The organism is Flammeovirga agarivorans (genome assembly GCF_012641475.1).
In the GTDB taxonomy this organism is placed as follows: Bacteria; Bacteroidota; Bacteroidia; order Cytophagales; family Flammeovirgaceae; genus Flammeovirga; species Flammeovirga agarivorans.
The window spans coordinates 92,020-116,832 of record NZ_JABAIL010000009.1 but is presented as its reverse complement, the minus strand read 5'-3'; the positions used below and the strand labels follow the sequence as shown (position 1 = coordinate 116,832).

At 34.3% G+C, this 24,813-nt stretch carries 19 protein-coding genes; 9 read left to right on the top strand and 10 right to left on the bottom strand.

Translation table 11 applies throughout. The annotated features are described in order from the left end of the window. Window positions 1-324 precede the first annotated feature (324 nt). Complete coding sequence (locus HGP29_RS22720) at window positions 325-2,676, bottom strand: TonB-dependent receptor (RefSeq protein ID WP_168884746.1); 2,352 nt, start codon at window positions 2,674-2,676, stop codon at window positions 325-327. A 646-nt stretch (window positions 2,677-3,322) separates the two neighbouring features. Here HGP29_RS22720 and HGP29_RS22715 point away from each other — a divergent pair. Continuing rightward, on the top strand, window positions 3,323-3,835 hold the full coding sequence (locus HGP29_RS22715; protein ID WP_168884745.1) for a lipase family protein: 513 nt from the start codon (window positions 3,323-3,325) through the stop codon (window positions 3,833-3,835). A gap of 39 nt (window positions 3,836-3,874) precedes the next feature. Here the strand turns inward: HGP29_RS22715 and HGP29_RS22710 are convergent, their stop codons facing one another. Both HGP29_RS22710 and HGP29_RS22705 read right to left on the bottom strand, forming a co-directional pair. Next, window positions 3,875-4,780: a helix-turn-helix domain-containing protein gene (locus tag HGP29_RS22710; RefSeq protein WP_168884744.1), complete on the bottom strand. Its 906-nt coding sequence runs from the start codon at window positions 4,778-4,780 to the stop codon at window positions 3,875-3,877. 4 nt (window positions 4,781-4,784) lie between these two features. Next, on the bottom strand, window positions 4,785-5,702 hold the full coding sequence (locus tag HGP29_RS22705) for an oxidoreductase (protein WP_211093386.1): 918 nt from the start codon (window positions 5,700-5,702) through the stop codon (window positions 4,785-4,787). Window positions 5,703-6,048: 346 nt separating this feature from the next. Here HGP29_RS22705 and katG point away from each other — a divergent pair, with 346 nt between their 5' ends. Then, a complete protein-coding gene (katG, locus tag HGP29_RS22700; RefSeq protein ID WP_168884743.1) occupies window positions 6,049-8,217 on the top strand; it encodes a catalase/peroxidase HPI in 2,169 nt (722 codons plus the stop codon). A gap of 57 nt (window positions 8,218-8,274) precedes the next feature. Here the strand turns inward: katG and HGP29_RS22695 are convergent, their stop codons facing one another. After that, window positions 8,275-9,120: an NADAR family protein gene (locus HGP29_RS22695; protein WP_168884742.1), complete on the bottom strand. Its 846-nt coding sequence runs from the start codon at window positions 9,118-9,120 to the stop codon at window positions 8,275-8,277. Between the two features lie 161 nt (window positions 9,121-9,281). On the opposite strand from HGP29_RS22695, the gene HGP29_RS22690 reads away from it, so the two are divergent. The 3 genes from HGP29_RS22690 (at window position 9,282) to HGP29_RS22680 (ending at window position 11,147) form a co-directional block, all read left to right on the top strand. After that, on the top strand, window positions 9,282-9,593 hold the full coding sequence (locus HGP29_RS22690; protein ID WP_168884741.1) for an antibiotic biosynthesis monooxygenase family protein: 312 nt from the start codon (window positions 9,282-9,284) through the stop codon (window positions 9,591-9,593). 65 nt (window positions 9,594-9,658) lie between these two features. Next, the gene (locus HGP29_RS22685) at window positions 9,659-10,588 is read left to right on the top strand and encodes a DUF6263 family protein (RefSeq protein ID WP_168884740.1); all 930 of its coding nucleotides are present in this window, start codon (window positions 9,659-9,661) and stop codon (window positions 10,586-10,588) included. A 94-nt stretch (window positions 10,589-10,682) separates the two neighbouring features. Continuing rightward, window positions 10,683-11,147: a DUF4920 domain-containing protein gene (locus HGP29_RS22680; RefSeq protein WP_168884739.1), complete on the top strand. Its 465-nt coding sequence runs from the start codon at window positions 10,683-10,685 to the stop codon at window positions 11,145-11,147. A 41-nt stretch (window positions 11,148-11,188) separates the two neighbouring features. On the opposite strand, the gene HGP29_RS22675 is transcribed toward HGP29_RS22680, so the two are convergent. Next, complete coding sequence (locus HGP29_RS22675) at window positions 11,189-12,214, bottom strand: LacI family DNA-binding transcriptional regulator (RefSeq protein ID WP_168884738.1); 1,026 nt, start codon at window positions 12,212-12,214, stop codon at window positions 11,189-11,191. Window positions 12,215-12,740: 526 nt separating this feature from the next. Between HGP29_RS22675 and HGP29_RS22670 the strand changes: the two genes are divergently transcribed. Both HGP29_RS22670 and HGP29_RS22665 read left to right on the top strand, forming a co-directional pair. After that, on the top strand, window positions 12,741-15,284 hold the full coding sequence (locus tag HGP29_RS22670; RefSeq protein ID WP_168884737.1) for a TonB-dependent receptor: 2,544 nt from the start codon (window positions 12,741-12,743) through the stop codon (window positions 15,282-15,284). A gap of 297 nt (window positions 15,285-15,581) precedes the next feature. Then, a complete protein-coding gene (locus HGP29_RS22665; RefSeq protein WP_211093385.1) occupies window positions 15,582-15,899 on the top strand; it encodes a hypothetical protein in 318 nt (105 codons plus the stop codon). Between the two features lie 262 nt (window positions 15,900-16,161). Here HGP29_RS22665 and HGP29_RS22660 read toward each other — a convergent pair whose 3' ends face one another. From HGP29_RS22660 to HGP29_RS22645, 4 genes are all read right to left on the bottom strand, one after another. Further along, the gene (locus HGP29_RS22660) at window positions 16,162-17,811 is read right to left on the bottom strand and encodes a M1 family metallopeptidase (protein ID WP_168884735.1); all 1,650 of its coding nucleotides are present in this window, start codon (window positions 17,809-17,811) and stop codon (window positions 16,162-16,164) included. Between the two features lie 227 nt (window positions 17,812-18,038). Then, window positions 18,039-19,091 (bottom strand): hypothetical protein, encoded by a 1,053-nt coding sequence (locus HGP29_RS22655; RefSeq protein ID WP_168884734.1) that lies wholly within the window; start codon window positions 19,089-19,091, stop codon window positions 18,039-18,041. A 125-nt stretch (window positions 19,092-19,216) separates the two neighbouring features. Further along, complete coding sequence (locus HGP29_RS22650) at window positions 19,217-19,600, bottom strand: hypothetical protein (protein WP_168884733.1); 384 nt, start codon at window positions 19,598-19,600, stop codon at window positions 19,217-19,219. A gap of 10 nt (window positions 19,601-19,610) precedes the next feature. Further along, entirely contained in the window at window positions 19,611-20,597 is a 987-nt protein-coding gene (locus HGP29_RS22645) for a hypothetical protein (protein ID WP_168884732.1), read from the bottom strand. Between the two features lie 318 nt (window positions 20,598-20,915). Between HGP29_RS22645 and HGP29_RS22640 the strand changes: the two genes are divergently transcribed. Together HGP29_RS22640 and proB are read left to right on the top strand one after the other, a co-directional pair. Continuing rightward, a complete protein-coding gene (locus HGP29_RS22640; protein WP_168884731.1) occupies window positions 20,916-22,109 on the top strand; it encodes a glutamate-5-semialdehyde dehydrogenase in 1,194 nt (397 codons plus the stop codon). A gap of 1 nt (window position 22,110) precedes the next feature. Then, window positions 22,111-22,887 carry a glutamate 5-kinase gene (gene proB / locus HGP29_RS22635; RefSeq protein WP_168884730.1) on the top strand — a complete coding sequence of 259 codons (777 nt, stop codon included), beginning with the start codon at window positions 22,111-22,113 and terminating at the stop codon, window positions 22,885-22,887. A gap of 57 nt (window positions 22,888-22,944) precedes the next feature. On the opposite strand, the gene HGP29_RS22630 is transcribed toward proB, so the two are convergent. Further along, a complete protein-coding gene (locus tag HGP29_RS22630) occupies window positions 22,945-24,780 on the bottom strand; it encodes an OmpL47-type beta-barrel domain-containing protein (RefSeq protein WP_168884729.1) in 1,836 nt (611 codons plus the stop codon). Between the last annotated feature and the right edge of the window lie 33 nt (window positions 24,781-24,813).

Here is a 24,813-nt window from a genome sequence, read left to right as displayed (position 1 = left end):
GAGAAAAGATATTATATACCTATGTTGAATAGTATTTTCCTAACAATATTTGATTGACTTTTAAAGGGAGGATTAACAAAGTATAGACAAAAGAAAAGGGGGACAAATTTGTCCCCCTCAAACAAAAGAATTCCAAAGCAAAACTCGGAATTCTAAATTGTGTTGCCCCCACCGAAGAGGGGGCACACTGCTTAACGATTCATATGATAAAGATGTACTGTTTTTTTTGTTTTTGCAACATTTTACAGAATTATTTTAAAATATTTTATAACAATTTCTAGTTCGATATGACTATTGAAAAATAGAATATTACAATTCCATCATTTAAAACATAACCTTATACGCAATGTTTGGTAAGATTAGTACATCTTTTTTATCAGTAATTTCTCCCGTCTTTTGGTCCATTTGGTAACCATAATATTCTGGAGCGCCCAATGCATTTATAATTTGTAATGTCCACTGTGATGTATATTTAGGCTTAATAGTTTTATACAATGCACTTACACTTAATATCTGACTTGACGGGTATTGTTGAGAATATGCCGCATCATTATTATAGACAACATCTCCAGTTTCTTCTGTTTTTTGCTCATCTAATGGATGTCTTCTATCCCCACCCATAAATGTGAATTTTCCGTTAAGAGAAAACACTTTATTTTTCGCTGCTCCTATGTACCATTCTTTGCCTCCTAACACATTAATCACATAGTTTTTATTGAATTGAGAATTTCGTTCTACACCATCTCCTCCTGTATACTTTGAATCAAAAATTGATGAGGTTAAAGTATAGTAAAATCCATTCTTCAGAAATTGTTCAAATGTGAGATCTATACCAACATTTCTACCTGTTCCTTCATTCACAAGGGCACCGTTAACATAAAATTCATGCGTTAGGTTTAACATAGAAAAGTAACTACCCTCGATAACAGGAATATTGTATAAATCCTGATAGAAAATTTCTGATTTAAATCGTAATGAATTATTGATATTCCAATTGTATCCTAAGACATAATGGTGTGCTTTTGAAAAGTCAAGATTCTTATTGGGATAAGTCAATTGATCTCCATTCTGTTGAGGCAATAGATAATAATGAAGTGCTTCAGTTTGACTATGTAAACCATAGCTAAAAGATAAAGAATGCCAAGGGTTCAACTGATACTTCACAGAAGCTCTCGGTTCTATAGAATACTGTTCATTCCCCTCAAAATATTGTGCATATACACCAAGGTTCATTGACCAATTACGTGATAATTGAAACTTCGATTGTGAAAAAGCTTGCAAAAACATAGCATTCCCATTTCCAACAGCAAAAGTTTGCATCGGATCACCTGCATTTTCTGCTTCTCTCATATTGATATCATAATGCTTTTGAGAAATTGTGATTCCAGATCTATGCGTATGCTTTGGACCAAATTTGTAATGAACGTACGACTTATATGTAAGGTCATATTGCACATTTTTATAATCTTTTAATGGGTTTTCTACTAAAGATGAATTTAACTCTGAAGACTCCCAATAAGTGGCATTACCTGACATTCCAACAATATTTTTCCAATATCCATTTTTATTGATGGGTAATTGATAGGAGATACCAGAACCACCAAATAAAATATTTGTAGAAAAACTCTGATTCGCATCATCAAAAGTCCACTCAGTCGAATCCATAGACGCATTTCTGTATTGTCGATCAGCACCACCTACAGCCCATACATTCCATTCTCCACCATTTTTAGTAGGAACTACAACTTTAAATGATAAATCTTGATACCCTAAGAATCCCATTTCTTCTGGTAAAATTGGTGCTAATACTGCAAATGTAGAATACCTATAGTTAAATAAGTAAGTGGCGTTTCCTCCTTTTTTAAAAGGACCTTCAGCACCAAAATCGATACCATTTACACCTAACTGAGCTTGAAAAGAACGCTTCTCCGCATTACCTTCTCTTAAGGAAAGATCAAATACACCTGCCATTGCATTACCATAATCTGATGTAAAAGCACCAGTATAGAAATCTGAATTATCTAAAACATAGGTACTAAGAGCTGTGACACTACCTCCTCCAAATGCAACAATATTCGATAAGTGATTGGGATCTGGTATAGGCATATCCTCTACTTGCCATAAGACTCCTTTGGGAGCATTACCTCGAATAACCATACCATTACTACCCGTAGACCCAGCGACCCCCGCAAACGAGGTTGCCATTCTTGCAGGATCATCAAAACCACCTGCATACCTACTCGTCTCTTCTACCGTAAATTGTCTACCCGAAGCGATGGCCATCGTATTTTGTGGTTCATCTTTGGATGAGGTATACACCACTTCAACCTCACTCAATACGGTTTCATCTTCTTGTAACGAAATATTTAATTGATCATTACTTCCGTTGGGAACAGCTAATTCTTCAAAAATAAATGACTGATAACCCAACATTTTAAATTTGACATTGTACCTCCCAGCTTTTAAAGAAAAAGAAAACTTACCATCATAATCTGTGGTCGTAGATATGGTAGAATCTCCTAATTCAGTAAAAACTAAAACCCCTACTATTGGCTGCTGATTATCTTTATCGATGACTTTACCATTAACCGTATGGAATATACTTTGGGCATTTAGATGCGTACAGGATAAAAACAAGATTAGCGAGATAATTATTTGTCTGATATTTTCTCTCATTATTATTTAGTAGATAAAAATTGATTGAATATGTCAGTAGCTTAAAACACACAAAAGACTGATAAACTGAAAGTTATTTAATTGAAGTATTATCTCTTTTGTATGATTTGTTTTGTCTTACAATACTACTTTACAATGTCAAACTTACGCTGTAGTTGGGTTTTTCTCACTAGCATAACGGGTGGGGCGTTATATATATCTACTGAGTTGTAGAATAAATTATCTGAATCGTTATCGATGAAAAACTAGCCAAAAGGCCAGCATTTTAGTCCGTAATAATTTCTTAACCTACTAAAAATTAAAATTATATTCTCTAACCGGAATGAGTAGATAGCAATATCACAAGATGGGTTACATCTCTATTTTATTAAAAAATCACTGAAAACTTACAACACTCTATCAATAAAGTGCAATTTCTAATTCGATATAGTCATGATAAATATGTATATTGATTGTGAATCCTGTAACCATTATATATTTTTTTTGAAGTGTCTAATGTGACACTCCTATAACTAAGATTCAATAAACAACGTACACTTCATTATTGATTATTCATTTAATGTTATCTGTGAGTTCACTTTTAGTCAACTCCTACCTATTACTTTTGTAGTATTAATAATGCTGTGCCCATTTCAATAGTACTATCATGAAATTTAATGACCATATATCACATTTCGACAACAAATATACCACTAGTGGTATTGAATGTTATGTAAAAACTGAAGAGCAAAAACTAGTAATTGAAGTTCACCCCTCAAAGAGTATTTTCCCATTATTTGTTACTCGCTTAAAGTACCAAAAAAGCGATGGCTTCCATAAAGGGTATCTTAAGTCATTTAATGCAATAAAAGCTCAATTTGATGTGGATTTCCACTATAAAATATCTCAATATAATGATATTCAGATCACTGGTTTTAGTATAGGCGGAGCCATCTCTCAGATTTTTGCACTATACTTATACAACGAGTTTAATATAAAATCAACGGTCATTACTTACGATAGTCCTACCCCCTTCAACACAAAAAGAAGAAATGAATTTGATGCAGCGGTTCTTCACCAAGAGCACTATGTATTTGGTATTGATATCTTTGGAGACTTCCCTCTGAAATTATTTGGCTATGAATTCCCGAAAAATCAGAAGGACTATAAATTTGTTTAGCATACGAAACTACAGTTAGGTCTAAACTATATCAAAAAATTAATTGTCTCTATATTCTTTTGGCGTTTGTCCGGTCTTATTTTTAAACAAACGACTAAAGTACTGCGGATATTCAAAACCAAGGTCAAATGCAATTTCTGAAACTGATTTGTTTGAATTGACTAAGTTGTTTTTTGCTCTTTCTATGACAAAGAAATGGATAAGGTCCTGTGTGTTTTTACCTGTTTCCTTTTTTAATAAATCACTTAGATAGCTATCGGAAAGATGTAGCTGTTCTGCGAAGTAATGAACTTTTGGTAATCCATTAACAACAGATTTCCCATCTTCAAAATAGTCTTTCAGTAATTTATTAAAAGAGCTTACTATACTAGTATTTTGCTTTTTCCTTGTGATAAACTGTCTACTGTAAAACCTTCTAATATAATTGAATAACAACTCAATATTGGATACTAAAACATCTTGGCTAAATTCATCCAAGTTAGACTCATATTCTTCCTTAATCTTAAAAACAATATCATTGAGTGTTTTCTTTTCTTTTTCAGACATATGTAAAGCTTCGTTCACTTCATATGAGAAGAAGCCATACTCTGATATTTTTTCTAAGATATTATATCCTCTAATTAAATCAGGATGAAAAAATAATGACCAACCTTCTAGATCGCCTATTTCAGAAGTTTCATCGATCTCAAAAATTTGATTAGGAGAAAGACCAATCAAAAACCCTTCACTAAAATCAAAATACCCTCTTCCATACCGAAAGGGATGAGCTGTTTTCGACTTAAAAGTGATGTTATAAAAAGGTGTTCCTACTTTAAAATTCAGAACTTCATGTGGAATCGCTATGTCAGATAAATTAATCACTGAAATTAACGGATGACTAGGCTTATCACAACGAAAAGCATCATGAAGCTCTGAAATTGAATTTATTTTTAAGAATTGACTCATACTATTAGCTCAATTGGAACGAAGAGTTTGTTAATTGCTCTGAGATCTCCCAAAGTTTTCTTCTTTCATTCAAATCTAATGCTTTTTTTGATGGTTTGTTTACCACAGGATATCCTCTCCAGTTTCTCATATTGGCAGGACCATAATATTCACCTCCTTTGACACTTGGATCCGTTGCCGCTCTCAACGAAGGTAGAATTCCCATCTCTACTTTTTGAGCCAAAAAGAAATTTAAAATCATCCCTTGTAACCCCATGTGTTGCTGTAAATTGGTAGCCGTATACCCAGGATGTGCAAGTACAGAAATTGTTTTACTACCATTTTCTCTTAACATCTTATCCAACTCCAAACCAAACATCATATTGGCTAATTTACTTTGGGAATATGATTTCATTTTATGATAATCTCTCTCAAACTGAAGGTTATCCCAATAAATATCTGCATCCCCCATCTTAGCCACTAAACTGCTTAGTGTTACTATTCTTGCCCCTGGTGTATTATCTAAAAGATCAATCAGTTCTCTTGTTAGTACAAAGTGCCCTAAATGATTAGTGCCAAATTGTCCCTCAAACCCTTGTTTCGTTTCAAGACGTTCTTGTGGCATCATTACCCCAGCATTATTGATTAAAGTATGCAATTGTGAATACTTTGCCTTCAGCTCAATGGCAAATTGTTTGATTGTATTTATATCGGATAAATCCAATTGCATGAGATCTAGACTTGCATTGGGTGTTTCTTTTAAGATCTCGTTGATGGCTGATTGGCCTTTCTTTAAATTTCTAGCAGCTAGAATAACATGCGCCTCTTTTTTTGCCAAAGCTTTTGCAGTTCCTAGTCCTAGACCACTGTTTGCTCCAGTGATTAGAATTGTTTTGCCTTTCTGAGAAGGGATGTGCTGAGTATTCCACTTTTTAGTCATCATTGTTCTATCTGTTTTATTAATGTTTTGATAGTACAAATGTAGAGACGGCACTCCCTTGAATATGTATACAAAATCTGACTATTTGTATACTTTTTGAGAATTTTGATACCAAGCGATGATTCATCTCAAATATTCCGTACCATCATATGATATTTTTAGAAATAAAAAGAGAATTTATCAAAACTTACCTTCTGATTTTGAGTTCCATTACTAGTATTTTTATTAAATTTAATTGAGTGAAGAAGAAGTGTTACTTCATTTACTCACTCAACCCAAAACACTGTCTAAATTCAATTGATAACCATAAAATATTTAACTATCCCTAATTAAAAGTCTGAGAACCATTATGGACAAATCAAACCCTAGCAAATGCCCATTTAATCATGGAGCAAACACAGAGCAACAAAAAAATGTAATGGAATGGTGGCCAAAATCCCTTAATCTGGATATACTCCATCAACATGACACAAAAACAAATCCTTTTCATGGATTCAACTATGCAGAGGCTTTTAGCAAATTAGACCTTGAAGCCGTAAAAAATGATTTAAAAAATCTAATGACGGATAGTCAAGATTGGTGGCCTGCAGATTGGGGACACTACGGTGGTCTGATGATTCGTATGGCTTGGCATGCTGCCGGAACTTACCGTACAGCAGATGGCAGAGGAGGAAGTAATACAGGAAACCAACGTTTTGCTCCTCTAAATAGCTGGCCTGATAATGCCAATCTCGATAAAGCCCGACGTTTACTTTGGCCAATTAAAAAGAAATATGGTAACCAACTCTCTTGGGGTGACCTCATAATATTAGCAGGTAATATGGCTTACGAATCTATGGGTTTCAAAACCTTTGGTTTTGCTGGCGGAAGAGAAGATATATGGCACCCAGAAAAAGATATTTATTGGGGAGATGAACAAGAATGGTTAGGAAAGGATAGATATAAGAACAGTGATAGCGAATCATTAGAAAATCCTTTGGCCGCTGTACAAATGGGATTGATTTATGTGAACCCCGAAGGAGTTGATGGAAAACCTGACCCGTTAAAAACAGCACATGATGTTCGTACTACTTTTGGTCGAATGGCAATGAACGACGAAGAAACATGTGCACTAACCGCTGGAGGGCATACGGTTGGTAAAGCTCATGGTAACGGAGATGCTTCTAAATTGGGTGCAGAGCCTGAAGGTGCAGACATCCAAGAACAAGGGTTAGGCTGGATCAATCCAAAGGGAAATGGTAACGCTGGAGATACTGTTACTTCAGGATTGGAAGGTGCATGGACCACTACCCCCGACCGATGGAATCATACTTACTTCCACTTACTTTTAAACCATGAGTGGGAATTAAAGAAGAGTCCAGCAGGAGCCTGGCAATGGGAACCCATTGATATGAAAGACGAGGACAAACCTGTAGATGCCCATGACCCAACTGTAAAACGAAATCCTATTATGACGGATGCAGATATGGCCATGAAAATGGATCCTGCATACCGTAAAATATCAGAAAAATTTTATAACGATCCAGAATACTTTAAAGATGTTTTTGCCAGAGCTTGGTTTAAACTTACGCATAGAGACTTGGGCCCAAAATCACGCTACCTAGGAGCAGATGTACCTCAGGAAGATCTTATTTGGCAAGATCCTATTCCAAAGGTAGACTACTCATTAACGGATGACGAAATCAATCAGTTAAAGAAAACCATTTTAGAAAGTGGTCTATCAGACAATGATTTAATCTCGACAGCCTGGGATAGTGCTAGAACATATAGAGGTTCGGATTATAGAGGTGGAGCCAATGGCGGACGTATTCGTTTTTCTCCTCAAAAAGATTGGGAAGGAAACGAACCAGAGCGCCTACAAAAGGTCATCTCTAAACTGACAGAAATTCAGGACAGTTTAGGAAAAAAAGTAAGTCTAGCCGACTTAATGGTATTAGGTGGTACAGCTGCGGTTGAAAAAGCAGCACAAGCAATTGATCCTTCTATACAGGTTTCATTCTCAAGTGGACGAGGTGATGCATCCGAAGAGATGACCGATATAGACTCTTTCGATGTTCTGGAACCTGTAAGTGATGGTTTTAGAAACTGGATGAAAAAAGAATATGCTGTCAACCCCGAGGAACTTTTGCTCGACAGAAGTCAGCTTTTAGGGTTAACTGCTCCTGAAATGACAGTATTAATTGGTGGCATGAGAGTATTGGGTACCAATTACGGAGGAACAAAACATGGGGTATTTACTGACAATGTTGGTCAGCTCAGTAATGATTTCTTTGTTGAGTTAACGGATATGAGTTATTCTTGGAAACCTGCAGGTGCAAATCTCTATAATATAGTTGAACGTAAAACTGGAGAGACAAAATGGACTGCAACAAGGGTTGATATTATCTTTGGATCTAATTCAATTTTGAGATCTTACAGCGAGTTTTATGCTCAAGATGACAACAAAGTGAAGTTTGCTCAAGATTTTGTAAATGCTTGGACTAAGGTAATGAATGCAGATCGGTTTGATCTAAAATAATGCATTGATATATATAAAAACAGGCGACCTCTTTAATTACTGAAGTCGCCTGTTTTTTTATTCGTTATAATCGACACTTTGTATATCACCACCAATTATCTGAATAGAAAAAGGAGGAGTAACAATCAATAAGTTAAACGAGCCTTTCTTCTGAAGAAGTTCCAAACGATAAAGATCTCTTAACCTAGATAATAACTTCCCTGCCAAGTTCATTCCTCTCAACATACCATTAGGTTCCACTTTTGTTCCCCAAAAAGTATCTGGTTGTCGTTGATCTAATGAGATTTCTACAATTGGCGACTGTTTCACAGCCCCATTTTTTAATAATACTTTACCAAACTCTTTACGGTTGTTCCCTAGTTTCATTAATAAAGCATACCAAAGGGCATTGACCATTTCTGTTACAGCTACCCAGTGTTTCTCCTTGTATTGATTTGTTGGTAAATCTCTCATTTCCCAATCTTTCATCACCCAAGCAGAACGCCAAAACATACGCATATCATCCTTCCTATCACCCATTAACTTTGCTCCCTCACCAGAAGTTTGATCGATAATCAATAATTGCTTCTCAATGATTTCATCCCCCTTAGCCTGATCTAACTTAATGCATTGGAATAGATGTTCAGCAGTCCTAAAATGTGGGAATTTGGGAATTTTAATTGGAAACCCTTCAGAAGTATTCGTTAATAAATTAGCTTCTTTTGATAAAATATGAAGTCTAGAAGTATTCTTTCTTACAAAACCATTAATCGATTCATTTCTAATTCGTCCTTCCTTTGCCATATCAAACAGCACCTGAACATTATAAGGAAATACCTCCTTTTGATCTAAGATATATTCTTTAAAATGATAGGTACTATTGTAGCACATCTCTTTTACTTCTTGAACCGATAGGTAATGCATTTTTTATTCAATTTAGTTTTGTGATACAAACATATCAGATCGATTGGAAAATAAAAAGCAGGAGTTTATTCGGTTACTTTCTAAGATTATTTTTGTGATTGAATTCTTTCTATTAATTTCGCGACATCATTCTGTTTCAATCCAATTAATTAAACTATTAAATGTTCGCTAACACACCTACCCCACCTTATTATGCTGTTATATTTACTTCCACTTTAACTTCCAAAACCGAAGGCTATGAAGACATGGCAAATCTTATGATTGACCTTGCAAGCCAACAAGATGGGTTTCTTGGTGTTGAAGGTGCAAGAGAAGAAGTAGGAATCACAGTTTCATATTGGAAGGACCTAGCATCTATTAAAGAATGGAAGTCCAATACAGAACATCAGGTGGCACAAAAGTTTGGTAAAGAGAAGTGGTATGATCATTTTATTACTAGAATTGCCAAGGTAGAAAGAGAATATTCTAAATAAGCCAACAACTAAATACAATAATTTCCGTATTTCATTATTAATATATTACTTAAATTTCACAACTCATGAGAACTATTTTTAAACTGACAACTCTGCTTCTATTTATAGTCGGTATTAATGTCCATGCCCAAAAAAAAGCGTCATTAGGTCTTAATTTAGAGACAGGTAAAACCTATTACCAAAGCTCTGTTTCTAATATCGAAATGAAACAAAATATTAATGGCCAAGAAGTGAATATCACGATGGATACTGATACGAAAACCGCTTTTCAAATCTTAAACGAAAAAGAAGGGGTGTATCAGATAAAAGTAACTTATCCATTTTTAGAAGTAGGGATGTATGTAGGTCCTAACCTTCAATCTTTTTCATCAGCTCAAAATGAAGATCCTTTCTCAAAAATTTTATCCGCAATGTCTCATTATTCTTTTGAATTAAGTTTATCAAAGAAAGGTAAGATTACGGATATCAGAGGACTTGATGACTATTGGAAAAAGATCGATGAAGAGACAAAAGATATTCCAGCAATGCAAAAGTCTCAGATTCTAAATCAGATCAAACAATCTTATGGAGAAAAACAGCTGAAAACCAATATGGAAATGCTGACGAATATTTTCCCAGAAGAAGCCGTAAAAAAAGGAAGTACTTGGAGTAAGTCTTCACAATATACGATTTCATTTACAGCCAATATCAAACGTACTTTTACTGTTGAGAAACTGTCTAAAACTGAAATCATAATAAATGAAGTAAACCATATTGCTACTGACAATACTAAAGAAGAATATCAAGAAATTAATGGTATGCAAATGCGCTATGAAATGGAAGGTGATAATGAAGCTACCTATACCATTGATAGAACCACAGGGTGGATTAAGAATGTAAATTCCACAATGAAATTAGATGGTTTTACCCATATTAATGCAGGTGGTCAAGTGATGAAAGTACCTTTAGAATTTACTACCATCACTTCTACCAATGACAATGGTTTAGTGAAATAAATAAGAAAGTCTCTCATTAATGGGAGACTTTTTTACTTTTAACCTATGAAGAAATATGTATATTTGATGGAACAATACCAATCAAATTACTTCTATGAGACATATTACTATACTATTTACGACTTTACTTTTAACTATCATGGGTTGTCAAAAACCAGTTCAAAATGAAGTTACTTTTTATGGTGAAGAGTTTAAAAGTGAAGAGCCTGTAGCAAGCAAAGAACTAATTCATTCTATTACTTCAGACGAAGTACAATCTATCCAAGTCACTGGGGAAATCACCGGTGTTTGTCAGAAAAAAGGATGTTGGTTGAAATTACCTATCGAAAACGATCAAGAGCTTTTTGTGAAGTTTAAGGATTACGCCTTTTTTGTTCCTATGGATGCTGAAGGAAAAGAAGCTACCATCAATGGAACATTAAAGAAAGAAACAATAGATGTTGCCACTCTAAGACATTATGCTGAAGATGCTGGTGACAGTCCTGAGCAAATCGCTTTAATTACAGAGCCTGAAGTTAAATACACTTTTATGGCTAGTGGTGTTAGCATTACTGATTAATAAAAATCCCATCAATACTTTTACCTATTGATGGGATTTTTTTATACTCGAAGAGTTGAATCTCTTTCTATCACTTTAGTCGGCAGCACTTTATTAATAACCCCCAGAGTTTCTCTGTCTTCAGACTCCGCCTCCATGATCACTCTCCTACAAGCTTGAACACCAATTTCAAAAGCTGGTTGTTCTACAGTTGTAATTGTAGGATCCATAAGATCAGTAATTGGGTCACCGGCGAAACCTGCTAATGCAATATCTTCTGGAACACGAATCCCTTTATCTTTTAATACTTTCAATACCTGGATCGCGATATAGTCACTCATACAAAATACCGCATCTGGTCTTTTCTTTAATGATAATAGTCTTTCAGTGGCGTCTTTTGCATCCAAACTTAAATTATCACATTGGTACACATGGGCATTGGAGGCACTTAAACCCGCATCTTTCAAAGCATCTATAAAACCATTGTATCTTTTTTGACTTATAGAAAGTGACATTGGTCCACAAAGATGTGCAGGGTTGGTATATCCTTGATGGATAAGATGCTTGGTGACATCATACGCCCCTTTATAATCATCTACCGTTACCTGTGATAATTCCATTTCGTCTGCACCTCTATCAAATAAAACGACAGGGATATTTCTATCTATGGCAAATTGTAGGTGTTCGTAGCTGTCCGTTTCTTTAGATAAAGAAATCAAGATTCCTGCTACTCTACTATTCACCAAAGCATTTACTTGATTAATTTCTTCTTGTAATTCCTCGTTGGATTGACAAACCATTACAATATACCCTTTCTCTTTTGCTACCTTTTGAATTCCGCTTAAAGCTTGAGCAAAAAAATGCTGGCGAGCAATCTCTGGAATCACTACACCAATTAGGTTCGTATTTTTTGAGGCAAGATTGGAGGCTAATATATTTTTCTGATAGTTCAGTTTTTTCGCCATCTCAAAGACCAACTCTTTCGTTTCTTTACTTACATCTGGATGATTTCGTAAAGCTCTTGAAACGGTAGATTTTGAGATATCTAGACGAATTGCAATATCATGAATAGTGTATACCTTGCCCATATTTTATTAGCTGCTATTTTCAAGAATAAATATAAAGATATTTTATTGCATTTTTCTAACACAGATCATACCTATTGGAATTTTCTACTTCCCATCGATATTTATAAATAACAGTTTCTTCCATAAAGAGCTTCCAAACTCCCTGAATAACAAGGCAAACACTAGACTTCTTTCCTCTATTTCACATTCATCAGAATAGAATGTATGTTTTAACGTACAGAACTAATATTTTATTTGTAAAAAGTTGGCAACAACGTATCCAATTAAAAAAGGTTTCAAAAACGCTATTTAAAAAGTGTCAATAAAATACTTAATAACAACTTGTTTTTGTTATTTCTGTTAAGGAGATTAAATAAAAGAGACGAATATGATACAATGTTTCAAATTTCGTGTTAAGTATTCATAAATGGGTTAAACAAAGGTAAATTGTAACATTCCGTTAATATTGAATGTATTTTTTTGCAGCAGATTTAAAAATAAACCTAATCAATCAAATCTAATTCTATTAAGAATGTTTACTAAAAAAATGTCTTTCATTGTAGCTTTGATGACGTTGTTATCGAGCTCAGCATTTGCTCAAACCATCATCAAGGGTAATCTTTTTGATGCTACAACAGACGAACCTATTATTGGTGCCAATGTTTCAGTGGCGGGTACAACTACTGGTGCCATCTCTGATTTCAATGGTAATTTTTCATTTCAATCAAAAGTATCTGGTGAACAAAAAGTGATCATCTCTTTTGTTGGTATGAAACCTGTAGAACAACAGGTAACACTTAATGGCGGAACTGTCGACTTAGGACAGATTTCTTTAGAAACTGATGCAATTGGTTTGCAAGAAGTTGAAGTAATGGCTTCTGTAGCAGTTGACCGTAAAACTCCTGTAGCAGCAGCTACGGTATCTGCTGAAGAAATTGAAGCTAAAATGGGTAACCAAGAATTCCCTCAAGTATTAAAATCTACTCCAGGTGTATATGTATCTGGTGCCGGAGGTGGATACGGTGACTCAAGAATTGCTCTAAGAGGATTCTCTTCAGAGAATGTTGCGGTTACTATTAACGGTGTACCAGTAAACGACATGGAAAATGGTAGCGTATACTGGTCAAACTGGGCTGGTCTAGGTGATGTAACTAGAACAATGCAAGTACAAAGAGGTTTAGGTGCTTCTAAATTAGCCCTTCCTTCTGTAGGCGGTACAATCAACATCTTAACTAAAACTACTGACGTTGAAAAAGGTGGTAGCGTTTATATGGGTGTAGGTAACGATGGTTACTTCAAGCAAGGTGTGTCACTTTCATCTGGTTTAATGGATAACGGATGGGCAGTTTCAGGTTCATTCTCACACACTGCTGGTAACGGTTATGTAGATGGTACATCATTCGAAGGATATTCTTATTTCTTCAACGTTTCAAAACAAATTAACGAAAACCATACCTTATCATTCACTACTTTTGGTGCTCCTCAAGAACATGGTCAAAGAAGAACTTACCTTCATGAAGAGGATTATGACAAGTATGGTAAAAGATATAATGCTGACTGGGGTTACAAAAATGGAGAAGAGTTTAGCCAAAGAACTAACTTCTACCACAAGCCTCAAATGTCATTAAACTGGTACTGGACAATCAGTGATAAAACTGAATTAGCAACAACTGCTTACGTATCTATCGGTAAAGGTGGCGGTACTGGTCTTACATCAAACGCTTCTTACAACGACCGTTTAAATGTAAATGACTTCAGAACAGATGCAGGTATTATTGATTGGGATGCATTTACAGTAGCTAACCAACAACAGTTTGCTGAAACTGGTAACGGTTCTGTACTTTATGCTTCTAACAACAACCACTTCTGGACTGGTGGTGTATCTACTTTAACACACAAATTCAATGACAACTGGACATTAACTTCAGGTCTTGATTTAAGATACTACAAAGGTGAGCACTACCAAACTGTAGAAGATTTAATGGGTAACCCTTACTACACAGATTACAACAATAAGTCTGCAGGACCAAGAGATCTTCAACAAGGTGATATTATGGGCTACCACAACGATGGTTTAGTTCAATGGCAAGGTGTATTCTCTCAAATTGAATACTCTCAAAATGATTTAACGTACTTCCTATCAGCTGCAGGTTCACACCAAGGATACAAGCGTATCGATTACTTTAGCTATGACCACGGTGTGGATGAAACAGATTGGGTTAGCTTCTTTGGTGGTTCAGTAAAAACAGGTGCGAACTACAATATCAACGATCATCATAACGTATTTGCTAACGTAGGTTACATTTCTCGTCAACCTTATATGAGAGCTGTATTCTTAAACTACAAAAACGATGTTAACGATCAAGCAGTAAACGAAAAGATCTTATCTGGTGAAGTGGGTTACGGTTACCGTACTAAAGGTTTCAAAGTGAACGTGAATGCTTACTACACTTATTGGCAAGACAAAGCATTTACAAAAACTGTGTATGATGATGCTGGACAGTCTTACTCTGCCAACTTGTTAGGTGTAGATGCCCTTCATAAAGGTATTGAGTTAGACATGACTTACCAACCGCTTAGAAACTTAGTATTCAATGCAATGGTTTCAGTGGGTGACTGGAGATGGATGAACAACCTTGAAAATGTAATTATCTATGATGATCAACAAAGACCTGTTGACGAAGTAAACGTTTACATGAAAGATGCTCAAGTAGGTAACTCAGCACAAACAACAGCAGCAATTAATGCGACATACGAAGTAATTCCTCGTTTAAGAATTATGGCGGATTGGAACTACTACGGTAGATTATATGCTAACTACGATGTTACGAAGTTAGATGATCCAAGATATAATGAAACAGATATGTATGAGCTTCCAGCTTATAACTTATTCGATATTGGAGCTTCATACAGCTTTGAAATCTGGAAACTTGATGCCTTAGTAAATGCTAAAGTAAACAACGTATTCGATACAGATTATGCTGTTGAAGGTCAACAAGGAAGTTTAGATGCTAATGGTAACCCAACATTAAATGGTTACTATATGGGTGTAGGTAGAACTTACTCAGTAGGATTAAAACTAAACTTCTAATCTTAGATTAGATTTTGATGAATGGAAGGGTTACTTATTCACTTAAGTAACCCTTCTATATTTTACAACATTTTTTAACGTCTTGAATTAATCCAATTAATCTATTGTATTTTAGGAAGATAAAAATTAATAAATCTTTATAAGGTTACATTCCCTTTGATTTGTATCGTAAAATAAATATGTTGCAGAATATTAACGACAACAGATTCATCTAATATATAATTGTTACCCAACCGTATGAAGAAGATATTAACTCCATTAGTACTATTTATTTTTACTTCGCTATCTATATTAACCATGAGTTTTCATTTCATAGGAGAAGTTGAAGCAGAACCAGCAAATAGTACAGAACCGAATCAAGAAGTTGTAAAAGCAAAAGAGGTAGTTGAGCAACTAAATCAGCGTTTACAGGACAATCAGCAAGAAAATATCAAATGTGTTTTCAAAGATGGAGACATCATGTTTGAAACAGCAACTGAGATCTTGTGTACTTTCCCTTATGACCAAGGAAACAAATACGTCACTGGTTTCGACAAACATCGTAAATTGAAATATTTATATGTTGTGAAAAATGATGGTTCTCAAAAAATCATAGATTTCCATAAATTTATGTAATAAAAACTACACCCTTTGACTACTAAACTTGAAGTAAGTTTTTACTTTGAGTTCAAGAAATTGTCTATAAAAAGAGAGATATCACTCGATGGTATTTCTCTTTTTTATTTTATAACCAAAATGCAAATCATTAGATAAATCAAAAAAGAGATATATCGCAAAACGATATATCTCTTAATAAATTTCTTGTATTCCTTTTTGTCGAATACAATAATATTTGAGTAGAACGTAATCTACGTACGTTCAAAATTTATTTTCAGTTTTATTGAATCTTAGCAACACCAATGTAAAAGTTCTTGTCTATTTCTACTGAAGATACTTTTTGTTTTGTTTCAATAGTCGACCATTGATTGGTTACTGTAACTCTATTGTTTTCATTATTAATAATAAGATCTACGGGCATCTCAAATTCATCAATGCATGATGTAAATCTCACCATCACCTGATTGTCTATCACTTTGTATTCAAGAATTGGAATATATTTCTCTCTAAGGTATTGATCAAAAACCTTTGACAAATCAACTTTTAGATCCTTAGACATAAAGTCTTCAATCTGTTTAGTGGTTACTGTCTGATGATAAAATGTTTTATTCATTCCCCTTAACATTCCTAACCACATCTCATCATTATTCACTATCTGACGAATTGTGTTTAGCATGTTAGAACCTTTATAATACATATCTCCAGATCCTTCAGCATTAACATCATAATCACCAATAACTGGAATGTCGTTACTAATATTCATTCTAGTGCCTCTAACATATTCAGTACCGGCATCTTTTCCGTAATGGTATTCTACAAATAAACTTTCAGAATAAGCAGTAAAACTTTCATGGATCCACATATCAGCGATATCCACATTTGTAATATTGTTGGCAAACCATTCATGCCCTGCCTCGTGAATAATGATAAAATCAAATTTTAAACCCCACCCTGTGTGGCTTAGATCTCTACCTAAATAGCCATTCTGATACTTATTTCCGTATGTCACTGAACTTTGATGTTCCATTCCTAAATAAGGAACCTCCACTAGTTTAAAACCATCTTCATAAAATGGGTAGGGACCAAACCAATGTTCAAAAGCTTCCATCATTTCTTTCGTCTGGACGAATTGAGCTTTAGCTTTCTTTAAATTCTGTTTTAATACATAATAGTCTAATGATAACTCTCCTTTCTCTCCCTCGTATTTTTCGCCAAAGTGGGTATAGTTACCAATATTTACGTTTACCCCATAATTATTAATTGGGTTCACCACTTCCCAATGGTATGTTTTTGTTTTCTTCTTTTTGTTCTTATCTACACCAATCAATCTTCCATTCGATACGTCCATTAAATCTTGTGGTACTTCTACAGAAATTCGAATACCATGATCTGGTTCGTCGTACATATGATCTTTATTAGGCCACCAAACAGATGCTCCTAAACCTTGGCAAGAAGTAGCGATAAAATCTTTTCCCTCACTATCTTTTCCCCAAGTAAATCCACCATCCCAAGGAGCTCTCACAGCCTCTCTCGGGTGCCCTTCATAATACACAGTAACACTATCTAACGTCCCTTTCTTCTGTTTTTTTTCTAGCGTAATGAAAAAAGCATTGCCATTTCGCTTAAAGTCCAATTCCTTTTCCGCTTGAACCACTTTGGTAATGTTCATTGGCTCTTGTAGATCTATTTGCATGATCTGATTTTGCTCTAAAACCTTGTAGGCAACAGTATTTGAGCCCTTAATAAATTTCTCAGAAGGTATAACTTCTACGGCAAGTGTATAATGTTGTAGATCCCACCACACTCTTTCTTTTGTAATGGATCCTCTTAGTGTATCCTGTTCTGTATAATGCTTGTGATGATGTTGAGCAGAAACAGCTCCTAAACTCATCATTTGGATAATAAATAAGGTGATTATTTTTCTAATCATAAATGAAATAAAGCTTGCTGATAATTGTATTGATTCTATTTCGATGTAAATGTATTTCAGTAATTCTGAAAGAAACGATATCATCGATCAAAACAACCTAAATACATTTCGGTGAAGATAATAAATAAGAAATAGTATTAAATATTTTAGTAAAGGATTCAACAGAATTAATAAAAAAAGCCAGTAACTCAATTTAGAATTACTGGCTCTATCTATTTCTTTATGACTTACCAATCTGAATCATCAGAACCAAAGTCGAAATCGACTCCGCTGTCATCATCGTTATAATCTACTCCAGAGAAATCAAACCAACTGCTAGCATTTCTATTATCTGGATCATCTAATGTTGATTCTATACCAGACAATTGGAACTCTTCAAAATCACTTTCCACTTCGTCGTTAAAAATTTCATCGTTGGCGATAATCTCATCCCTAAAGCCTAAGTCCTCTCCTATTTCTGTTTCGAAATGCGTATCATATAATGTAATATCATTATTATATGACATATTAGACCACAGCATATTGTAGAATAAGAAATCACCAAAACCGAAATAACCATAATGTACACCATATTCACCATAGGTCTTATGGTATTTTAATTCACTTTCTTCTTGAATTTTATCGTTCGGTAAGATGATTTTCGATTTGATATCTACTTTCACATCATCTACATGCATAAGCTTAATAATACTCAGCTTTAAGTCATTTAAAAACTGTTCAAAATTATGTTGTTGTGTAGATTTAAAGATATTGTATGATTCCTGGTCTTTGAAGATGGATTTCATTTCCTCTTCAATTTCACCTCTAGATTTATTCTCTTTCTTGAACTGTTTTAAGAGCCCAGTTACTTTAATTTCAATAGGGTATTCTCCAACATCATGTGTTCTATTGATATCAATTTCTAAGAGGTATTTGAAGTTATGGTCTTCATGTTCCATCACCATTACCAACTTATTAAATTGTGATGACATGGAATGATCGATTTCTAGATCATATTGATCAAATGCCTCTTTGAGGTCTCCTTCTTTACCTTCTACATCTAGGTAAAAATCTATACCATCATGAGAAAGCCTCACAATGTTATCTATTCCATTATGGATTAATACATTGTTGATTTGCTGTAAAATGGATACAGCCGTGAATGTTTCTTTTTCAACCTGATCAGATACATTCCCTAATGTCATATAGTAGAATATTCTTTTGAATGCCTTGGTCGGTTTTACCCTTTCAATCTGAGTTAGTTGTGATGGATCGATAGTAATTATTCCTTCGAAATACATGATTCTATTGTGTTTTCTTAATTTATAACGTTGAGAAAAGAGTTATATTTTCACTCCCTTTGTTGTTAGATAGAATTATTATAGGATACGTATTACGAATAGAAATTGTTGTGCAAGGAGAATGTTTAGTCCACTTCAAAACTTCGACCATGCCAAGCAAAATAGATTTGTCCGTCTCTTTCATAAACTCTAACGAAGATGCTTTTATCTTTCTTCACCCTCCAAACTATCTCAGGTTCACCTTCCACCAAATAAGCTTCTAGGTTCTCAAGACTTTCATTGTACTCTTTCAGATCATCATCTATAAAATCTAATTTCATAGTAGATTGCTCTCTAATATAGGTGAGCACACACTCAGGAGTGTGTATATTGACATCCCCTAATAAATCATAGACCATGTCATCACCATTCGAAAGACGGCCACCATCGTAGTAAAAATCAATCACTTTTTTCTGAGCAACTGTAGATAGTGAAATAAGAAGGAATAATAATAAGCTAGAATATTTCATGATGTTTGTTTTATAATCCAAATCGATAATTGAATCCCGTCAACATAAATTTACTGTATGCAGAAACTCCGTATTCGCCACGGACCATCCATCGAGGAGAAATTTGAAATTGTCCACCAAACTGAAAAGTATATTTTTGGATAAGGTCTTTCTTAATATAATATTGGATACTGATGTCGGCTAAGGCGTTTCCAGAACCAATATCAATACCTATTTGATCACCAACGGCATCCATTATTCTTTTTTGAGCATCTGTCAACCCCTCGTACCAACGATTTACATCTTCTTCGAGGTTTGGAGCAATCTCACGGACAGAAATATCTCCTTGATTACCGTTAGCATTTGTGAAGTTTCTATACATAAACCCAACATAAAAGGCCAAGAACCTTTCTTTCTTAAAGAAAAAACGTCGACCTATTCTTCCTGACCCTGTAATTACACCAACATTACCTTTTAGTAATTCGGTTCTTGTTGCTGAATAATTTAAATCGCCTGAAATGAAGTAATTCCCGATACCATACATTAATGTACAACCTCCACCAAATGCTATGGCTGTAAACTCAACACTGGAGCTAAATTCTGGAAACTTCTCATTACCAAAATTGGGTTGTAACGATACTTCAGTTCCCCCTGCCACTTGTGAAAACAAACCATATACATCTAAAAAAGGTAATGCAAAAAGATCTACCCTTGCATTATAACCATGAGCAGTCGCTCTTGTCTTTTTAAAACCCAGTGTATTTTTATTGAAAATTGGGTTGTACCCATTGTGATTAAAACCGAGTTGAAAATCGGTAATATCCAAAAACATTTCGTTGTATACATAATGTAGAGAAATACCACCGGGTAAAGGAAAATTGATTCCTCTGTCTTTTACCTCCTGTCCCCAAATTGGGAAACGATAAGGCCAAATACTATCATTTTCAGCTAATTTGGTCTGTTGTGCAAAAGCAGTTATTTCCAATAGTAATAAAGTAATGAGGAATAGTTTTTTCATGAAGAGTTAATATATAGAATAATAGTACTATTAAAATAATAGCATATTCCCCTAAAACCAACTATATCTTAGATGCTTATCATATAATTATTAGTAATGTTCAAGTAGACTAATTTCAACATAATCATTTTACTTTCAGTAATTTAGACAATCTACAGCTAGACGCTTAAATAAATATGAAATTCATAAAAAAATTACATGCTTATTACTTTTTTAGTAAAATTCACTAGTAATATTTAAAAATGACATCGTATATTGCATGATTAATATCCAAACCACAGGGCGATTGTGGATTTACTAACATAAACTTTAGGACAGATGATACTTTCCACAGAAAAAAAGAACAATGTATTAAAAGATTTAGCATCATTAATTCAAGATTATTCTGCAGATATTATTTCAGCAAATAAGAAAGATTTAGAATTAGCTAATGACCTAGACCCCACTCTAGTTGACCGTTTAAAGGTTGATGAGAAGAAAGTGAAAGGTATGGTTGCATCTGTAGCTGAAGTTTTAGAGTTAGAAGACCCCGAGGGCAAGATATTAAGTGCATATAATCATCCTAACGGCATGTTAGTAGAAAATAAGGTAGTTCCTTTTGGAAAGATCTTAATTATCTATGAATCTCGTCCGGATGTAACTATTGAAGCTGCAGTGAGTGCATTTAAATCTGGAAATAAAATTTTACTCAAAGGTGGAAAAGAAGCACGCTTCTCTAACCTTGCATTAGTAGAATTATGGAAAAAAGCTTTAGAAATGAATAACGTTTCTACCGATTATGTAGAATACCTTGATATTGATAGAGCAACAACTCAAAAATTATTAGCAGAAAATACACATAACCTTGATCTAATTATTCCAAGAGGAGGAGAAGGGTTAATTAATTATATTAAACAAACCACTAATGTGCCTTTAATGATTAGTGGTAGAGGTAATAACTTTATTTATATCCATGAAAATGCAGATTTTGATATGGCTGTAGATATTGTATTAAATGGTAAAAGCCGTCTAAGTGTTTGTAATGCATTAGATAAGGTTTTACTAAGCAAAGATTTGCCAAATCTTGAAGAGAAAGTGCAACAACTTGCAGCTAAAGCTGTTGAGTTTGGTCTAGAAGTGGTTGGTGATGATAAAATTGCCAAGTTCTCAAATCAAATTACTGCAGTAGATAGCGAATCGTTGATGCCAGAAGAGTTTTTATCTGAAAGAATTTTGTTCAGTGTTACTGAAAGTCTTGAAGAGGCAATTTCAACAATCAATAAATACTCTGGTGGTCACTCAGCTGTGATTGTGTCAACTGATAAGGAATCTGCTACAGCATTCCAATACAACGTTGATTGTGCCGCAGTATACCATAATGCATCTTCTAGATTTACTGACGGTGGACAATTTGGTTTTGGTGCGGAGATCGCTATCAGTACACAGAAATTACACTTTAGAGGTCCAGTAGGTTTAGCACAATTGGTAACGAATAAATGGTTTATCTCTGGAAACGGACAAACTAGAAACTAATATGAAACCAAGAATAGTGGTTAAAATAGGTACCTCTACACTAACAGCAGGTACCAATATGATATCAAGGGGCAAGATTGAGAACATTGGTCGACAAATTTTAGCCCTAAGAGATCAATATGATATCATTCTCGTTTCTTCGGGGGCAGTTGCTACTGCTAAACAATTTATCAATATCAGTGGACTAAAAAATAATATGGTCCACTCAAAGCAAGCATTATCTGCTATTGGGCAACCTAAATTACTTCAGATTTATGCTGAGGTTTTTGGTGACTTTGACTTAAAAGTGGCTCAGTGTCTTATGACTTATAAAGATTTTGATAACGAAGAATCAAGAAAAAATACGCGTAACACTGTAGACGAATTATTGAACCATGGGTTTATTCCTATCTTCAATGAAAATGATACTGTTGCAGTAGAAGAACTAATTCTTGGTGATAATGATAAATTATCTGCATTAGTTGCCTCATTACTAGAAGCAAACCTATTGATTATTGCTTCTGATATTGAAGGATTATTTACTAAAAATCCAAACTTACATGAGGATGCTGAGTTAATTCCAGAGGTAACAGATCTAGATAGTATTAGTCAGTTTATCGAAGAAAGAGAGAATGGATTGGGAACAGGTGGTATGACTTCCAAGATAAGTGCTGCTAGTATCTGTTTCGATAAAGGTATTGAAGTGTACCTTGTTAATGGAGCAAGAACCAACTTTATTGCAAGAAGCATAAAAGGTGAGATCAATTTTACTAAGTTCACACCTTGTCCAGTCAAATAAGATATATCGTTTAAGAACAAAAAAGGATTGAATGCACAATACATTCAATCCTTTTTTTTAATGTTGACCTACATAAAACTCAAATGATTTGGTTGACTCATTTCCTAAGTTGTCAATAGCCACTACTTTGATTTTATAATGCTGATCTCTCTTTAAATGTTCTTTTTCAGATATATCTAAATTACTACCACTAGAATAAAGGGTTAGTGGACCACCATTTATCGAATATTTAATTTCTTCTGTACCCACATGTTTATCGGTTGCCCCTAAATAGACTTTTGTAAATGCTGGATAAACGTCAAATTCTCCATGCTTACCGATAGGCTCAATACTCATATTATGATATATTTCAGGCCCTTCATTATCTACAAAGAATGAGACTTCGTTACTTCCCTCTTCATTATTGACATGATCAATTGCATGGTATGAAAGCGTTTGAAAGCCATCTTCATTTACATTAAAGGCTCCACTATATGTTTTGTCACTTTCACCATTCAAAGCAAAAAACGTTTCTCTCACTTTTGAATGTGTATCCGATGAAGTTAATTTTATCTGCGTTTTCGAAGTAATAAACAGTGTATCTCTATGTTCAAATTCTTCACCAATATATTCTAAAGAAGTAGATGGGGATATATTATCCATAAATAGAATATCAGAACCTTCAATGGTTTTATTCCCGGTTTTATTATTTACATTATCTGAAGCATTATAACTAATATGATGTTCGCCCAACTCGTTCTTTAGAGTAAATTCATTAGAATATGGTGTGAAGTTATGCCCACCATTAGTACTGTAGAATACTTGTTTTACACCTGCTTTATTATCACTTGATGTAATAGAAAAAGTTGTTCTTGGTGAAACATAAATCGTATTTCCATCTATATATTGATCTCCATTAATCGTATGGTTGATCTCTGGTGCAATTTTATCAACATAAAAAGAGATGGTCTTTTCTACTTCTTCATTATCCACTAAATCAATTCCTTTGTAATGAATAACATGTTCTCCATCCTTCAAATCTTTAACGGAAATAGGTTGATATTGAAAGACATCAAAGGCACTATTATCATACGCAAATTCTATATGATCTAACCCTGACATTGCATCTTCAGAATATAAACGTAATGTAGTGTTAGGTGAAATAATATTTTCATTGTAAACTAAGCCTTTCCATTCTGCCCCAGACTCTGGTGAGGTAAGGTCAATTTTAAATGTAGAAGTTCTTACCTCTTCAGGATTACCTACATTATCTGCAGAATAATAATATACAATATGTTGCCCCTCCTGACTTAAAGGAACTGAATAGGTATATGGATGAAATGTCTCACCATCTAAAGAGTAATAGATATTATTAACGCCAGAATAAGTATCGTTGGCTACTAAATGCATCATCAAGTTCTTGCCATAAAATGCCTCTACCCCATTATCATGTAACTTAGTTCCATCAAAAGATATCTTCGATATAGGAGCTTTACTATCAGCAATTACTTCGTATTTTACTTCTCTTTTTGGAGATAGGTATTCCTTGGTTTCAGGGTCCACCATCCATTTCGATCGGATATAATTCGGGCCTTCTGTATCTAAAAACAAAGGATCTTCTTCATGTACTTCTTCTTCATTATTGAGTGAATACACTGCTGCACCTTCTTCTTTAGATGTTGTAAAATTTAAATATAAGGGTAATGATTTATTGACGTACGTACCTGAGTTATCTACATAAACACTTTTCTCATGATCTAATGGTGTAGGTATATGGGTATTACTAGCCATCAGATTATCTATTGATGATGGTTCTTCTAATATTATTTCTGTATTTAATGTCTGAGGGGATTGCCCATATAAGAATAGGGAACAAAGTCCCAATAAGGTAAGAGTGAATAGTATTTTTTTCATTTTCGGGTAAAATTAGGATTTACAAACATTAGC

What these genes read in the sequence shown, in the direction of transcription:
- HGP29_RS22685 (WP_168884740.1), top strand. Translation starts at nt 9,659, where the DNA reads ATGAGAACTATTTTTAAACTGACAACTCTGCTTCTATTTATAGTCGGT.
- katG (WP_168884743.1), top strand. Translation starts at nt 6,049, where the DNA reads ATGGACAAATCAAACCCTAGCAAATGCCCATTTAATCATGGAGCAAAC.
- HGP29_RS22690 (WP_168884741.1), top strand. Translation starts at nt 9,282, where the DNA reads ATGTTCGCTAACACACCTACCCCACCTTATTATGCTGTTATATTTACT.
- HGP29_RS22670 (WP_168884737.1), top strand. Translation starts at nt 12,741, where the DNA reads ATGTCTTTCATTGTAGCTTTGATGACGTTGTTATCGAGCTCAGCATTT.
- HGP29_RS22640 (WP_168884731.1), top strand. Translation starts at nt 20,916, where the DNA reads ATGATACTTTCCACAGAAAAAAAGAACAATGTATTAAAAGATTTAGCA.
- HGP29_RS22665 (WP_211093385.1), top strand. Translation starts at nt 15,582, where the DNA reads ATGAGTTTTCATTTCATAGGAGAAGTTGAAGCAGAACCAGCAAATAGT.
- HGP29_RS22645 (WP_168884732.1), bottom strand. Translation starts at nt 20,597, where the DNA reads ATGAAAAAACTATTCCTCATTACTTTATTACTATTGGAAATAACTGCT.
- HGP29_RS22710 (WP_168884744.1), bottom strand. Translation starts at nt 4,780, where the DNA reads ATGAGTCAATTCTTAAAAATAAATTCAATTTCAGAGCTTCATGATGCT.
- HGP29_RS22715 (WP_168884745.1), top strand. Translation starts at nt 3,323, where the DNA reads ATGAAATTTAATGACCATATATCACATTTCGACAACAAATATACCACT.
- HGP29_RS22705 (WP_211093386.1), bottom strand. Translation starts at nt 5,702, where the DNA reads ATGATGACTAAAAAGTGGAATACTCAGCACATCCCTTCTCAGAAAGGC.
- HGP29_RS22655 (WP_168884734.1), bottom strand. Translation starts at nt 19,091, where the DNA reads ATGTATTTCGAAGGAATAATTACTATCGATCCATCACAACTAACTCAG.
- HGP29_RS22675 (WP_168884738.1), bottom strand. Translation starts at nt 12,214, where the DNA reads ATGGGCAAGGTATACACTATTCATGATATTGCAATTCGTCTAGATATC.
- proB (WP_168884730.1), top strand. Translation starts at nt 22,111, where the DNA reads ATGAAACCAAGAATAGTGGTTAAAATAGGTACCTCTACACTAACAGCA.
- HGP29_RS22660 (WP_168884735.1), bottom strand. Translation starts at nt 17,811, where the DNA reads ATGATTAGAAAAATAATCACCTTATTTATTATCCAAATGATGAGTTTA.
- HGP29_RS22650 (WP_168884733.1), bottom strand. Translation starts at nt 19,600, where the DNA reads ATGAAATATTCTAGCTTATTATTATTCCTTCTTATTTCACTATCTACA.
- HGP29_RS22720 (WP_168884746.1), bottom strand. Translation starts at nt 2,676, where the DNA reads ATGAGAGAAAATATCAGACAAATAATTATCTCGCTAATCTTGTTTTTA.
- HGP29_RS22630 (WP_168884729.1), bottom strand. Translation starts at nt 24,780, where the DNA reads ATGAAAAAAATACTATTCACTCTTACCTTATTGGGACTTTGTTCCCTA.
- HGP29_RS22680 (WP_168884739.1), top strand. Translation starts at nt 10,683, where the DNA reads ATGAGACATATTACTATACTATTTACGACTTTACTTTTAACTATCATG.
- HGP29_RS22695 (WP_168884742.1), bottom strand. Translation starts at nt 9,120, where the DNA reads ATGCATTACCTATCGGTTCAAGAAGTAAAAGAGATGTGCTACAATAGT.